We start from the raw sequence: 14,815 nt of genomic DNA, 5'->3' as shown, positions 1-14,815 counted from the left end.
GTCGCCGTTGCGGCGCATGCGGGCCGCGAGGTGGTCCAGACGGAAGAGGCTCTCGAGTCGGCTCGGGTCCTTCTCCTCGAACTCGAGTCGTTCGATGAGGCCGAGCTGCTGCTCGACGAGCGACTTGCTTCGCCGGGCCAGCGTCTCGAACATCTCGTTGATCTGGAGGCGGAGGTGCGCCTGCTCACCGGCGAGACGCAGTGCCTGCCCGTGCATGTCGTCGACGGCGCGGGCGAGCTGGCCGATCTCCTCGGTGGTGTGCACCGGAACGCGGGTGAACTCGATGTCCTCGATGTTGTCGCCGAGCTTGATGCGGTCGACGGCTTCGGGCAGTTCCTGACGCGCGACCTTGAGTGCGCCGTAACGCAGCCGGCGGATCGGTCCGACGAGGGACCGCGACACGAGCAGCGCGAGCACGAGAGCGGCGAGCAGCGTCGCGAGAACGATCGCGGTGTCGCGCAGTGCGGCCGAGCGGGTTTCCGCGGCACGCTCTTCGACGGTGCTGGTGATGCCCTCGGTGGCCTGCTCGATCAGCGACCCGTAGATCTCGAGGCTTCGCATCATCGAGGTGCGCAGGTTCAACAGTGGCAGCGGACCGTCGCCGGCAGCGTCGACCATGTCGGAGCGGGTCTTCACCGCGGTGCGCAGTTCCTCGATCTGGCCGTCGGCCAGCGGGTAGGAACGCGCGAGCGTCTCGAGCATGGCGAGCTCGGCACCGGACGCGGAAACCAGCTGCGTGCCGGGCTGATCGGGATCCCGCAGGATCGAGACGATGCCCATCACCTGGTCGAACAGGTAACGCTGGGTGGCCCACGCGTCGACGAGGCGGGTGCCCTCGAGCAGCACCTCTTCGTCCTCGATCGGGTCGACGATCGCGCTCACGATGTTCGACATGTCGCTTCGCACTTCGGTGGTGCGCTGATTCAGGTCGGCGATCGGAACCTGGCCGGCCTTCATCTGGTCACGGAGTGCTTCGGCGCTCGCCAGCACGCGGGTGAGGTCCGCCGCGACGACCGGATCGAGCTCCGGATTCAGCGCGACGGTGCGGACCTGCTCGAGTGTTTCGTCGAGTCGAGCGACTTCTTCCGGCGTGCTCAGACCCGCCGCGGTGGTACCCGCGAGGGTACCGAGCGCGGTACCGAAGTCGACGAGATCAGGGACGTGCGCGACCTGATCGGCAGCCTGCGAGAAGTGAACAGCGTTGGTGAGCTCTTCCTGGATACGCAGACCACCGAGCACCATCGCCACCGTTACCGGAATGGCGAGTACTGCAGTGACCTTCCAGCGAAGACCCCACCCCTCGATGTTCCACCACCGCTGCCGGGGCGGCGAATCGTCACTCATGGATCAAGCTCTCCTTCCACCCCGATCACGACTCTGCACTGCACTCCACCCGACCCGATCCGACGACCGGGCGCGAAGCACCGCGTGGAAGCAGTCGAATGAGGCGTTCCTGGGTGAGGGCACCTTAGCGGGACATACAGGGAATACGGAAGAACTTTCCATTTCCCCCGGCACCGCCGTCCCCCGATCGACAATCGCGAACACACGATCGCAGCAGATAGTACTCACCGGTAATGTGCCCGCGCTATTGCGTGCGCCACCGACACGCGAAAACGGCAGGGCAAAAGCTGTGATTTGCAACACAACTCGTGCCCTGCCGTCACACCGGCATCACACGTCGAGGAACCTGACGTCCTTCGCGTTCCGGGTGATGAAGCTCCGGCGAGCCTCGACGTCCTCGCCCATCAGCACGCTGAACAGCTCGTCTGCCGCGGCGGCGTCGTCGAGGCTGACCTGACGCAGGACCCGCACACTCGGGTCCATCGTGGTTTCCCACAGCTCGGTGGCATTCATCTCACCGAGACCCTTGTAGCGCTGGATGCCGTCGTCCTTGTTGATCTTCTTGCCGGCCTCGAGACCCGCCTTGAGCAGTCCGTCGCGCTCGCGGTCCGAGTAGGCGAACTCCGGCTCGGAACGCTGCCACTTGAGCTTGTACAGCGGCGGCTGAGCGAGATAGACGTGGCCGTTCTCGACGAGCGGGCGCATGAACCGGAACAACAGCGTCAGCAGCAGCGTCGCGATGTGCTGGCCGTCGACGTCGGCGTCGGCCATGAGCACGATCTTGTGATAGCGCAGCTTCGAGATGTCGAACTCGTCGTGGATGCCGGTGCCGAACGCCGTGATGATCGACTGGACCTCGGTGTTCTTGAGGACACGGTCGATGCGGGCCTTCTCGACGTTGATGATCTTGCCGCGGAGCGGCAGGATCGCCTGGTACATCGAATCGCGACCGGACTTGGCGGAACCACCTGCGGAGTCGCCCTCCACGATGTAGATCTCGCACTTGCTCGGGTCGTTGGACCGGCAGTCGGCGAGCTTGCCGGGCAGGCCGCCGAGGTCGGTGGCGCTCTTGCGGCGCACCAGCTCGCGGGCCTTGCGGGCCGCGACGCGGGCCTGCGCCGACGACACGGCCTTGGTCACGATCGTCTTCGCGTCCGCAGGGTTCGACTCGAGCCAGTGCGTCAGGTGCTCGTTGCACGCCTTCTGCACGAACGACTTGACCTCGGTGTTACCGAGCTTGGTCTTGGTCTGGCCCTCGAACTGCGGTTCCGAGACCTTCACCGAGATGATCGCCGCGAGGCCCTCGCGGATGTCGTCACCGGTGAGGTTCGGGTCCTTGTCCTTGAGGAGCTTCTTGTCCTTCGCGTACTTGTTGACCACGCTGGTCAGCGCCGCACGGAAGCCTTCCTCGTGCGTGCCGCCCTCGTGGGTGTTGATGGTGTTGGCGAAGGTGTGGACGGACTCGGAGTAGCCCGAGTTCCACTGCATCGCGATCTCGAGTTCGTGGCCGGTACCGCGCGCGGTGAAGCCCACGACCGAGTTGTGGATCGGCTGCTTGGTGCGGTTGATGTGGCGCACGTAGTCCTCGAGACCACCCGGGTAGTGGTAGACGCGGGACTTGACCTTGTGCGGCGCCTCCGGAGACTGCTCGGTCTCCTGCTCCTCGGCGGTCTTCGGCGCCTCGGCGAGTTCGCTGACGACCTCTTCGGTGACTTCCTCGGGGGCGACGCGCTCGTCGGTGAGCGTGATCGTGAGGCCCTTGTTGAGGAACGCCATCTCCTGGAGGCGGCGCGCGACGGTCTCGAAGTTGTAGGTCGTGGTTTCGAAGATCTCCGGATCCGCCCAGAATCGCACGGTGGTGCCGGTGGTCTTCCTCTCCTCACCCCGGATCAGCTCACCGGGCTTGGACGCGGTGTACGTCTGCTCCCAGTGGTAGCCGTCGACGTCGATCTCGACCTCGAGTTTCGTGGACAGCGCATTGACGACGGAGATACCGACGCCGTGCAGACCACCGGAGACGGCGTAGGCGTCCGAATCGAACTTGCCGCCTGCGTGGAGCTGTGTCAGGACGACCTCGACGGTGGGGGCACCGGAGGCGTGCATTCCGACGGGGATGCCGCGGCCGTCGTCGACGACCTGGACGCCGCCGTCCTCGAGGAGGGTCACGTCGACCTTGGTCGCGTATCCGGCCATCGCCTCGTCGACGGAGTTGTCCACAACCTCCCAGATCAGGTGGTGCAGACCGCGTTCCCCGGTCGAGCCGATGTACATGCCGGGGCGCTTGCGCACCGCCTCGAGTCCCTCGAGAACGGTGATGGACGAAGCACCGTAGTCACTCTTGCTCTTGTTCGACTTCTGGGCAGCCACGGGTGGGTAGCTCTCCTTCTCCGCCTCGGCCTCGCGCGCGTTCGCGCCACGCATGTCCACCCATCCTACTTGCAGCGACGACAAGCGCCGGGGACGACACAGGACGGGCTTACCGCCCCGCTCATTGCCACGCAGCGGCGATCACGCGGCCCGTCGCATCAAATTTGCCGCGGAGACTCCCGCTCGGCCGTCTGCCGGACGAAGTTCCCGGTCAGGCGGGCCAGCTCGCCGGGGTGGGTCCGCGGCGACCAGTGTCCCGCATCGAGCCGTTCCCGGTGCAGGTTCGACACCCACCGTTCGGTGTCCTCGTATCCCACGGGCCGCACCGCCCGGTCGCGGCCGGCCAGCACGAGCTGAACGGGCACGTCGGTGACGCGCTCCCGCGGCGAGTCCAGCCGACGCCGGATGTTGGCGCGGTAGAGCTTCAGGCCGTGCACCATGTCGTCGGCGAGGGTGGGCGCCGGCGACACGACGGACGGATCGGCGCGGTCGAACAGGCCGACGAAACGCGCCCAGTTCGGGGCGAGCACCCACCGCAGGACGGGGACCGGCACCCCGGGGAGCTGGAACGCCAGCGTGTACGCGGACGCGACGGCCTGGGCGAGCGGGCCGGCGAATCGGCCCGAGCGCAGGCTCCTGCGCATCCACAACCCCAGATGGTCCAGGTTCGGTCCGGACACCGAGGTGTAGGAGGCGATGCGGCCGGCCGCGCCGGGCTCGCACACCGCCTCCCAGCACACCACCGCACCCCAGTCGTGGCCGAGCAGGTGCACCGGTCCCCCGCCGACCGCGTCGACGACCGCGTTCAGATCCCGGACCAGTTCCCTGAGCCGGTAGTCCCGCACCCGCGGCGGAATACTCGAGGCTCCGGCACCGCGGTTGTCGTAGCGCACGACGCGGAATTCGTCGGTGAGCAGCGGCACGACGCGGTCCCACAGCGCGTGCGTGTCGGGCCAGCCGTGCACGAGCACGAGCGTCGGGCCGTGCGGATTCCCCTCGACGACGACCTCGAGACGGATCGAGTCGCGGGTGACGGTGAGTGTGGACACAGAAACCTCCCGAGTGACAGGAAGCGACGAAAACCGTTGAACAACAACAGTTTCCAGCGATCCGCCGATGGCCGTGCGAGACCCTTTCCGGCCTGGGCGAATTTAACGTAACACTCGGTTATAGATAAATCTACGGTTGCGGCTCAGCCGTACGTGTCGCGCGGTCCGCGACCGCGGATGTGCCGCTCGCCCTTGCGCCAGCTCGGCGCCGTCGGACCGGTGATCCGCAGTTCCTTGACCACCCCGTGCCCGACCGCCGCGGCGATCTTCGCGAGGATCTGCGCCTGCATCATCCGCAGCTGCGTCGCCCACGCCGTCGACTCCGCGGACACGTGCAGCACACCCTCGCGCAACGTCGTCGGGGATGCGTGCGCGGCGATGTCGTCGCCCACCACACGCGCCCAGCTGCCCAGCACCGTGCCCTCCGACACGTGACCGGACCATCCGCGCTGCTTCGCCAGGGCGTTCACGAGCGCACCGAACGGCTGCGGATCGCGCTCGTCGGGGCCGGGCCCGGACCATCCACGCCGACGACGACGCGGCCGCACCGGTCCCCGCGACGCACGCCCCTGCCCGACGGACTTGCCGCTGGCCTTGGCGGCCGCTCGAGCCTCCTCGAGAGCACGACGCGCAAGATCGATGCCCCGCAACGGTTCCTGTGGATCATCCTGTGGATGATGTGGAGAAACGCTTCCGTTCTCGTCGTTCACGGCCGCACCTCCTCGACCTCGGTTCGGGTCAGCACCGACAACCGGCCCCGCTCGGTGTCCTCGGCGCGCACCGAGAACCGGGTCCCCGCAAGCTCGGACGGCACGTCCTCCGGGACCGCCGCGGTGATCAGCACCTGCTCGGCCGACGCCGCGACCGCCGCGAGCGCGGTACGCCGCCGCCGGTCCAGCTCCGCGAACACGTCGTCGAGCATGAGCACCGGATCGGTGCCGTCGGACCGCAGCAACTCGAACGCACCCAGCCGCAACGCCAGCGCATACGACCACGATTCCCCATGGCTCGCATAGCCTTTCGCCGGCTGATCACCCAGCATCAACTCGAGTTCGTCGCGGTGCGGACCCACCAGGCAGACGCCCCGCTCGATCTCCCGGGTCCGGGCGGCGGCCAGCGCCGCGACGAACGCCGCCTCGATCGTCGCGCGGTCCCCGGGTTCGGGGCGGCGCGCCGGGTCCGCGAACTCCGGGGGAAGGGCGTCGCCGAGACTGCTGCGATAGCGCAGCAGCGCCGGTCGCGACTCCGGGGCGATCGAGCGGTACGCGGCGACCACGTGCGGCGCCAGATCGTGCAGCAGCGCGATACGCGCCGCAAGTAGTTCGGCACCGTGCGACGCCAGGTGCCCGTCCCACACGTCCAGCGTCGCCAGGGCCCCGGCACCGTCCGCCGAGCGGGCACCCCGGCGCAGGGCACCGCCGGCGGTCTTCAACAGCGCCGACCGCTGCCGCAGCACCTTGTCGTAGTCGGCACGAACGCCCCCCAGCCTGGGGATACGGGTTGTGAGTAGTTCGTCGAGGAAGCGCCGGCGATCGCCGCGGACCAGCGACAGGTCCTCCGGGGCGAACAGCACGGTCCGGAGGATTCCGAGGATCTCCCGGGGCCGCCGCGTCGGCGACTGGTTGATCCGGGCGCGGTTGCTCTTGCCGTCGTTGATCTCGACGTCCAGGGCCAGTTCGCGGCCGGCGTTGACGACGTGTGCGCTCACCAGCGCCCGTGACGTGCCGGCGCGGAGCAGCGGCGCATCGCCGGACACGCGATGCGAGGTCAGGGTCGAGAGGTAACCCAGCGCCTCGAGCATGTTGGTCTTGCCGTGGCCGTTGCGCCCGAGCAGCACCGTCGGCCCCGGAACCAGGTCCACCGAGACGGCGTCCCAGGACCGGAAGTCGCGCAGTGAGAAGGTGCGAACGTACACGGGCCGCTCACCTCGTCCGTGCCGGTCAGCCCGGCAGACGCACGGGCATCAGCAGGTACGTGTAGTCGCTCTCCGGCGCGGCGAAGGTGCCCGACGCGTCCGGCTCCGGCTCCTCGTCGAGAGCCGGGCGCAGCACCGCCGGACGGCTCGACGTGGTGAAGCCGAACGAGACCTTCTCGGTGTGCAGCGAACCGAGCCCGTCGAGCAGGTAGCCGGGGTTGAACGCGATCACGAGCGGCTCGCCGTAGAACTCGGCCGGCAGCGATTCCTCGGCCCGGCCGGCGTCGTCGCCACCGGCCGACAGCAGCAGGCCACCGTCGGCGAACTCGAGTCGCACCTGGGCACCGCGCTCGGCGACCAGCGCGACACGCTTGATCGCGTCGACGAGCGGCGCGATCTCGACGGTCGCCATCGCGGTGTGCTCGGTCGGCAGCAGCTGACGGAACTTGGGGAATTCGGCGTCGAGCAGGCGCGTGGTGGTGCGGCGGCCGTCGGCGACGATGCCCAGGAGCCCGTCCGCACCGACCGCGGATCCGCTGCCCAGCGCGAGCTGGACGGGCGAATTACCGGAACCACCAACGGTTTTTGCCGCCTCGGAGAGAGTCTTGGCGGGAACCAGCACCGCCGAGCTGGTGGATTCCGCGGTGGGCATCCACTCGACCTTGCGCACCGCGAGACGGAACCGGTCCGTGGCCGCGAGGACCATGTCGGTGCCGTCGATCTCGACGCGGATGCCGGTGAGCATCGGCAGCGTGTCGTCCTTGCCGGCCGCGACTGCGACCTGACTGATCGCTTCGGAGAACACGTCGACGGGCAGCGACCCGGTCTGCTGCGGCAGCTCCGGCAGCTGCGGGTAGTCCTCGACGGGCATCGTCGGCAGCGAGAACTTCGCGCTGCCGCAGTTGATGAGCACGCGGGTGCCGTCGAGCACGACGTCGACGGGCTTGTTCGGCAGCGCGCGGGTGATGTCCGCGAGCAGCTTGCCGGACACCAGCACCTGACCGGGCGTGATCACCTCGGCCGAGACGTGCACCTGCGCGGAGACCTCGTAGTCGAAACCGGAGACGGTCAGGCCCTGCTCGTCGGCCGCGAGCAGTACCCCGCCGAGGACCGGGACCGGAGGACGCGACGGGAGGCTGCGAGCCACCCAAGCGACAGAGTCGGCGAAGTCCTCGCGAGCAACACGAAACTTCATGGTTCCAAGCTCCATCTGCCGGTGGATCCTCTCGTCCGAGCTGACGTGCTCCAGTGCACGTCGGGGGGCTGCCAAGTCCTTAGAAGTCTGACACAGGGCCCCGACACCGAAAGGTGGCATCGGGGACGTCGCTCCACGGTATGCCTTCGACTGCGGCTTGGAAAGCCGAGGGCTCGAGCGAGTCGGCGCTCTCGAGAGGCCTGTGGACTCGAGTGCTCCACACCCCCTGTTTTCAAAGAGTTTTTCTTGAAAGAAACTCAAAAGCAGTAATAGGGGGTGTGGAATCTGTGGAGTAACGACCGTCTACGCTGGTGACGCGCGGTCCGACGGGGTGGATGACTCGAGGATGAACTCGAGGACTACTCGAGGATGAATGTGAACATCTCGAGACTATCCACGATCGGTGCACCGTTCGTCCACAGAGATTCCACGTTCTGCACATGCTAGTCCACAGGTGTGAGGATGTTTTCCGATCTCGAGATTCGGGATACCTCACAGGTGTGCAGAGCCTGTGCACGGACTGTGGACGAACGAAAACGGGCCCGGACTCGAGAGTCCGGACCCGTTCGATGTGAGTGTCTCCGTCAGCGCTTGGACCGCTGCTTGATGCGTGCCGTGAGCTCCTGCACCTGGTCGTAGACCTTGCGCCGCTCGGTCATCTCCTTGCGAATCTTCTTGTCCGCGTACATGACTGTCGTGTGGTCGCGGCCGAACGTCTGCCCGATCTTGGGCAACGACAGGTCCGTCAGCTCCCGGCACAGATACATGGCGATCTGCCGTGCCTGTGCCAGTGGCCGTGCCTTGCCGGGGCCGCACAGGTCGTCGATCGACGTACCGAAGTACTCCGCGGTCACGGCCATGATCGTGGCCGAGTTGATCTCGAGAGCCGTCGAGTCCGGGATGAGATCGCGCAACACGACCTCGGCGAGGGTGAGATCCAGCGGCTGCCGGTTCAGCGACGCGAACGCCGTCACACGGATGAGGGCACCCTCGAGTTCCCGGATGTTGCGTTCGATCCGGCTGGCGATCAGCTCGAGTACGTCGTGCGGGACATCCAGCCGGTCCATCCGGGCCTTCTTGCTGAGAATCGCGATGCGGGTCTCGAGTTCCGGCGGCTGCACGTCGGTGATCAGGCCCCATTCGAACCGCGTGCGCAGCCGCTCCTCGAGGGTCGCGAGCTGCTTCGGCGGACGGTCCGAGGACACGACGATCTGCTTGTTCGCGTTGTGGAGGGTGTTGAAGGTGTGGAAGAACTCCTCCTGGATACCTTCCTTGCCCTCGATGAACTGGATGTCGTCGACCAGCAGAATGTCGGTCTCGCGGTAGCGCTTCTTGAATGCCACCTTGCGGTCGTCACGAAGGCTGTTGATGAAGTCGTTCGTGAACTCTTCGGTGGAGACGTACTTGACCCGCATGCCCGGGAACAGCCGCTGCGCGTAGTGGCCGGCGGCGTGCAGCAGGTGGGTCTTCCCCAGGCCCGACGCACCCCAGATGAACAAGGGGTTGTAGGCGCGGGCGGGTGCCTCCGCGATCGCGACCGCCGCGGCGTGGGCGAACCGGTTCGACGCGCCGATGACGAACGTGTCGAAGGTGTACTTGGCGTTGAGGCTGCTGCTACCGCCCGACGGCGCCGGAGTGCTCGGCGCGGGCGGCTGGGTGAAGTACGACGGCCACGACTCGCGGACGGCCGTGATGGCCTCCCGATCGTCGTCGACCTCCTCGAGTTCGCCGGCCTCCACCTCGAGCACCTCGTGGTCGAGGGACGACAGACGACGGTGCCGGAAGGGCTGAGCCATGTCGCGTGGGCTGGGCTTGCGGGTGCGGGGCTCGGCCGGCCGGGCATCGAGCGGCAGCCCCTCCAGGGGCAGGGTGTCGCGCGGGACCGCGTACGGGTCCTCGCCGGGGTCGCCGGTCTCCTCGGTCGCTTCGATCCGCACGCCGAGGCCTTCCACACGATGGCCCAGATTACGGTTGAGCGAGCGCAGGATCGGCTCGCGCAGATCCCGCTCGATGGCCTCCTGCGCGAACGACGACGGGACCGAGAGCAGGGCGAATCCCTGTGCGAGGGTCAGCGGTTTGACCAGCGCAAGCCATGCTTTCTGGCCTTTGGTCAGCGCACCGCCGTCGGCGGTGAGTTCGGCGACGACGTCCGACCACACATCGGCCAGCGCGTTCGGCTCGTCGGTCACGTAGCTGTCCTCCACAGTTCCTGGGTTCGAGTTTCCACACAATTATCCACAGGTGTGGACAAGCATCGTGTCACGCCCTGCTGCGGGTCGCGGAGGTCGCAGGGCGCTGGTGAACGATCTGTTCGAGTGAACCGGCGGGTCCGGGTGACTCCCGATCGGCGCCGGGGTCGAGTCATCCCTGTCGATGAACCCCGTGGGACCGCGGCTTACCGCTTCGGTCAGGGTCGTTCTCGAGTGAGGCACGAAACCGGCGGGCGGGCACATCGCCGGTGGCACGGCAGCACACATCGCCGGTGACCCGGCAGCGCACATCGCCGGTGACCCGGCAGCGACAACAGTCGGTGGTGCGCGTGAACCTTCGTCCCCTGCGAAGCCATGAGGGGAGCCTACACCGCAGGTGACCGTCGTCACATGCATTGCGTGACATGGGGAACCGCAGGCAGGCGGCGTGTCGGGTTGCGTCCGCCGAGGTGGCGCGGTTTGATTTCGCACCCCGCTCCGAGTAGCCTCGAACAGTCACTCATACGGCAGTGACGGATCCGTGCTGCGTCGCTGCACAGCCGCGTTCGGTACGGGTCATGCGATTTCCGAAAATGTTAGACCGCTGACGCCTGCGGGCGTCACAGAACTTCGAGGAGTGTCGACCGTGGCCAAGGGCAAGCGGACGTTCCAGCCGAACAATCGCCGCCGCGCGCGCGTTCACGGCTTCCGTCTCCGGATGCGTACCCGTGCGGGTCGCGCGATCGTGTCGGCGCGTCGCCGCAAGGGCCGCGCCTCCCTCACCGCCTGATCCCGGTAACGGGAGCTCGGGGTGCTGCCTGAGCCGCACCGCCTGCGCCGTCGCGCGGACTTCTCCGAGACAGTCCGCCACGGGCGCCGGCAAGGTCGGCGCGATCTCGTCGTACATGCGATCGAGAGGGATCGGTCCGAGTTCGTGGTGAACAGCGACGGCCCGCGTTTCGGGCTGGTCGTGAGCAAGGCTGTCGGGCCGGCGGTGATTCGACATCGAGTCGCCCGCCGGCTTCGTCATATCTGCGCCGGCATCGTGAACGATGTTCCGTCCGACGCCGACATCGTCCTTCGTGCTCTGCCCGGTGCGGCCACCGCGACCTCCCGCGATCTCGAGCGTCAGGTCCGTTCGGGCCTCACCAAGCTCGGCCTGTTCGCGGACTCGGGGCAGTCGGCATGACTGCCACCTGGTCGAAGATCCGCTCGGCGCCGGCCCGGGCACTGATCTTCTGCATCGAGCTGTACCGCACGTACGTGTCGCCGACACGGATGCCGACCTGCAGATTCACTCCCACGTGCAGCGAATACGCCGTCGAGGCGTTGCGCACGCGAGGAGTCGTCGTCGGATCTTGTCTGGCGATCGTGCGACTGCTCAAGTGTGCGCCCTGGCACCCTGGTGGGTGGGATCCGGTGCCCGAACGTCGGCCCCGCTCGCCCGGCCGAGTTCTGGACGGGCGAGCGTAGACCTGAGACCGACGCCGTGGGTGGCGATCATGGACGACCAGAGGAGTACACAGAGCCGTGCTCGACTTCATCTACTATCCCGTGTCCTGGATCCTGTGGTTCTGGCACAAAATTTTCGGCGCCATCCCCTTCCTCGGTCCGGACAGTGGTGTCGCATGGGCCTTGTCCGTGGCGTTCCTCGTGTTCACGCTGCGGGCGATCCTGTACAAGCCGTTCGTCAAGCAGGTCCGCACGACGCGGCAGATGCAGGAGCTGCAGCCGCAGATCAAGGCGCTGCAGAAGAAGTACGCCAACGATCGCCAGCGGCAGGCGCTCGAGATGCAGAAGCTCCAGAAGGAGCACGGCTTCAACCCGCTGATGGGCTGCCTGCCGGTCCTGCTGCAGGTGCCGGTGTTCATCGGTCTGTTCCACGTGCTGCGGTCCTTCAACCGCACGGGTACCGGTGTGGGGCAGCTCGGTCTGGACCCGGTGACCAACGCGCAGATCGGTAACTACGCGTTCAGCCCGGAGGACGTGCAGTCCTTCTTGAGCGCTCGCCTGTTCGGCGCCCCTATCTCGGCGTGGATCACCCAGCCGATGGCCTCGCTCGAAGCGTTCGCACCGTTCGGTGGTATCCCCACCCGTTGGCAGATCGCCGCGGTCGCGATCCCGCTCATGGTCATCGCCGGTATCGCCACGCACTTCAACTCCCGCGCGTCGGTTGCGCGGCAGAGCGCCCAGGCCGCTGCGAACCCGCAGGCCGCGATCATGAACAAGCTGGCGCTGTACGTCTTCCCGCTCGGTGTACTCGTCGGTGGCCCGTTCCTGCCGATCGCCATCCTCATCTACTGGGTGAGCAACAACATCTGGACCTACTGCCAGCAGCACCTCGTCTTCCGCAAGATCGACCAGGAGGAAGCCGAGAAGAAGGCGGCCGCGGTCGCGCGTCGCAACGAGAACGCGCCGAAGCCGGGCGCTCGGCCGGATCGTGCGAAGAAAAAGGGCGCGAACCCCGCCATCGCCGACAATCCTGGAAGCGACGAGAACGAACTGTCTCTCGAGAAGCCTGTGAGCGACGAACCGGAGAAGCCCGCGGGCGGATCCGGGTCCGCGACGGCGAAGAAGCAGGGCGGCTCCAAGAACTCCAAGCGCAAGCGGCGCTGACCGAAGTAGAAGAGGGCGAACCATGGCCAGTGACCTGGACAAGGCACAGGAGGACATCGACGTGACGGCCGATTCCGCGAGGCTCGACGCGGACCTCGACACCGAGGACGACGACTACCTGGTCGAGGAAGGCGAAATCGCCGGCGACTACCTCGAACAGCTTCTCGACGTGCTCGACTTCGACGGTGACATCGACCTCGATGTCGAGGGCGATCGCGCGGTCGTGAGCATCGACGGCGGCGCCGACCTGACGAAGCTCGTCGGCCGGCAGGGCGAGGTGCTCGACGCGCTGCAGGAACTGACCCGGCTGGCGGTGCAGCAGGCCACCGGTGAACGCAGCAAGCTGATGCTCGACATCGCCGGTTGGCGTGCGGGCAAGCGTGCGGAGCTGACCGAGCTCGGCACGGCCGCCGCGAAGCGCGTCCTCGAGACCGGTGAGCGCGAGTCGCTCGCACCGATGACGCCGTTCGAACGCAAGATCGTGCACGACGCCGTGGCCAAGATCCCCGGGGTGTCCAGCGAGAGCGAAGGCGCCGAGCCGCAGCGCCGCGTCGTCGTCATCAAGGACTGAGCGCCACCGGCATTCGGTGAAAATCGACAGCGGAGGGGCACCGACGGTCACGTCGGGCCCCTCCGTTCGTGTGTGACCCCGGTGTTCCGGGGCAATGGGCGGTAGGGAGAGGATGTTTCACGTGGAACATGACGAGGAACGCGTCCTCGAGGTCGCGCATCAGGTATTCGGCGAGCGGTTCGCTCTCGCCCAGGAATACCACCGGTCCTTGTCGACCGACGGCGTCGAACGGGGTCTCATCGGACCCCGTGAAGTCCCGCGGTTGTGGGACCGGCACCTGCTCAACTGCGCGGTGCTCGGTGAGCTCATCGAGAAGGACGAGAGCGTCGTCGATGTCGGCAGCGGGGCCGGACTCCCCGGCATTCCGCTTGCGATCGCGCGTCCGGATCTGCGCATCACGCTCGTGGAACCGCTGCTGCGTCGCTCCGTCTACCTTGCGGAGTTCGTCGAAACACACGGACTCGAGAACGTTCTGGTCGTGCGCGGGCGCGCCGAACAGCCCGGGGTTCTGCAGGAGGCGGGTGGCGCGGACGTCGTCACGTCCCGTGCGGTCGCCCCCCTCGCGAAACTCGCCAAGTGGTCGCTGCCCCTGATCCGGGTGGGTGGCCGGATGCTCGCGCTCAAGGGAAGCTCCGCTGCCGAGGAAATCGAACGCGACCGGGACGAACTCGAACGACTCGGTGCCGGCCATCTCGAGGTGCTCGAGTGCGGCGTCGGATTGCTGGAGACACCCACCATCGTGGTGAAGGCCGAACGGATGGCACGCCAACCGCGGCGGCGCAAGAAGAAATAGACGCGCACGTTCCACGTGAAACATCGACCCCTCCCCTACCCCACCAGGTGGCGGAGGGGTCTTTTCGTGCCACCGAATTCCTGTGGTTCGTGTTGCTACCGAACTCGAGGTTCGACACATACGAGAAAACCTCGAGTCCCTCGAGCATCTCGAGCTCGAGTAATTCTCTCGAGATCGTTCGGGACGACTTCGGAACGCCGAATGAGGCGAAATCGGTCGCGTGCGCGGTGGTACCGGGAGGTCGATTTCATTTCGTCACTGTGACGCCAGTTTCGGGTGCTGCAACTCCGGATCGCCATGTTTGTATACCGAAATCTTTGAAAGCCAATAGATTTGGCTAGATATCTGTCGAAAGTTGTTCCTGCAAAGAGGCTTTCGATGGATCGCCCTATCCGCCCGCGGTGGAGCGGTGACGGGCACCTCGGCGACAGCTCTCGGAGTGTCGTGTTTCACGTGAAACACGGGCGCGGCCCCGCCATGTTTCACGTGAAACAGAAAAGTCGGCAGTGTCACCGTGTGGCCCTAGAATGCGGGATGGAATACTGAACGAAAAGAGGGGACCAATGCGACGGCGGTGGTTCGACGGACCTCGGGCGTCGCATCGAGATGTGCAATCTCGCGCCTCAACCACGTCAACGCCGACCGTCCCGGGTGCGGGTCGACGATAAAGGAGCGTTCAATGTCGGGTGGATCCGAGTCTGCTGTTTCACGTGAAACCGAAGCTATCGACGACGAATTCTTCCCGGTGCCGTTCGACGGAATCTCCGCGGCGGACA

Annotated in this window: 13 protein-coding genes; 6 read left to right on the top strand and 7 right to left on the bottom strand. The window is 66.6% G+C overall.

Annotation, left to right across the window (positions count from 1 at the left end; translation table 11 throughout):
* From I0Q12_RS34215 to dnaA, 7 genes are all read right to left on the bottom strand, one after another.
* A partial coding sequence (locus I0Q12_RS34215) for a HAMP domain-containing protein (protein WP_231611659.1) occupies positions 1-1,344 on the bottom strand: 1,344 nt, incomplete at its 3' end.
* A gap of 330 nt (positions 1,345-1,674) precedes the next feature.
* Complete coding sequence (gyrB, locus tag I0Q12_RS28955) at positions 1,675-3,711, bottom strand: DNA topoisomerase (ATP-hydrolyzing) subunit B (RefSeq protein ID WP_197257168.1); 2,037 nt, start codon at positions 3,709-3,711, stop codon at positions 1,675-1,677.
* A gap of 158 nt (positions 3,712-3,869) precedes the next feature.
* On the bottom strand, positions 3,870-4,760 hold the full coding sequence (locus I0Q12_RS28950; RefSeq protein WP_197257106.1) for an alpha/beta fold hydrolase: 891 nt from the start codon (positions 4,758-4,760) through the stop codon (positions 3,870-3,872).
* Between the two features lie 143 nt (positions 4,761-4,903).
* Positions 4,904-5,470 carry a DUF721 family protein gene (locus I0Q12_RS28945; protein WP_197257105.1) on the bottom strand — a complete coding sequence of 189 codons (567 nt, stop codon included), beginning with the start codon at positions 5,468-5,470 and terminating at the stop codon, positions 4,904-4,906.
* Positions 5,467-6,675: a DNA replication/repair protein RecF gene (recF, locus tag I0Q12_RS28940; protein WP_197257104.1), complete on the bottom strand. Its 1,209-nt coding sequence runs from the start codon at positions 6,673-6,675 to the stop codon at positions 5,467-5,469. Before recF ends, I0Q12_RS28945 begins: the two co-directional genes overlap by 4 nt.
* Before the next feature lie 25 nt (positions 6,676-6,700).
* Positions 6,701-7,885 (bottom strand): DNA polymerase III subunit beta, encoded by a 1,185-nt coding sequence (dnaN, locus tag I0Q12_RS28935; RefSeq protein ID WP_197257103.1) that lies wholly within the window; start codon positions 7,883-7,885, stop codon positions 6,701-6,703.
* Between the two features lie 569 nt (positions 7,886-8,454).
* The gene (dnaA, locus tag I0Q12_RS28930) at positions 8,455-10,059 is read right to left on the bottom strand and encodes a chromosomal replication initiator protein DnaA (RefSeq protein WP_197257102.1); all 1,605 of its coding nucleotides are present in this window, start codon (positions 10,057-10,059) and stop codon (positions 8,455-8,457) included.
* Positions 10,060-10,705: 646 nt separating this feature from the next.
* Between dnaA and rpmH the strand changes: the two genes are divergently transcribed.
* The 6 genes from rpmH (at position 10,706) to rsmG (ending at position 14,039) form a co-directional block, all read left to right on the top strand.
* The gene (gene rpmH, locus I0Q12_RS28925; RefSeq protein WP_006550910.1) at positions 10,706-10,849 is read left to right on the top strand and encodes a 50S ribosomal protein L34; all 144 of its coding nucleotides are present in this window, start codon (positions 10,706-10,708) and stop codon (positions 10,847-10,849) included.
* 21 nt (positions 10,850-10,870) lie between these two features.
* Positions 10,871-11,248, top strand: a complete 378-nt coding sequence (rnpA, locus tag I0Q12_RS28920) for a ribonuclease P protein component (protein WP_197257101.1) — start codon at positions 10,871-10,873, stop codon at positions 11,246-11,248.
* A complete protein-coding gene (yidD, locus tag I0Q12_RS28915; RefSeq protein WP_197257099.1) occupies positions 11,245-11,532 on the top strand; it encodes a membrane protein insertion efficiency factor YidD in 288 nt (95 codons plus the stop codon). The genes rnpA and yidD overlap by 4 nt, the downstream gene beginning before the upstream one ends.
* 57 nt (positions 11,533-11,589) lie before the next feature.
* Positions 11,590-12,675 (top strand): membrane protein insertase YidC, encoded by a 1,086-nt coding sequence (gene yidC, locus I0Q12_RS28910; protein ID WP_197257097.1) that lies wholly within the window; start codon positions 11,590-11,592, stop codon positions 12,673-12,675.
* Between the two features lie 22 nt (positions 12,676-12,697).
* Positions 12,698-13,246 (top strand): R3H domain-containing nucleic acid-binding protein, encoded by a 549-nt coding sequence (locus I0Q12_RS28905; protein WP_197257095.1) that lies wholly within the window; start codon positions 12,698-12,700, stop codon positions 13,244-13,246.
* 112 nt (positions 13,247-13,358) lie between these two features.
* Entirely contained in the window at positions 13,359-14,039 is a 681-nt protein-coding gene (rsmG, locus tag I0Q12_RS28900) for a 16S rRNA (guanine(527)-N(7))-methyltransferase RsmG (RefSeq protein ID WP_197257093.1), read from the top strand.
* Positions 14,040-14,815: the final 776 nt, after the last annotated feature.

The organism is Rhodococcus sp. CX (genome assembly GCF_015865005.1).
Lineage (GTDB): Bacteria > Actinomycetota > Actinomycetes > Mycobacteriales > Mycobacteriaceae > Rhodococcus.
This window is presented reverse-complemented; position numbering and strand designations above follow the sequence as displayed.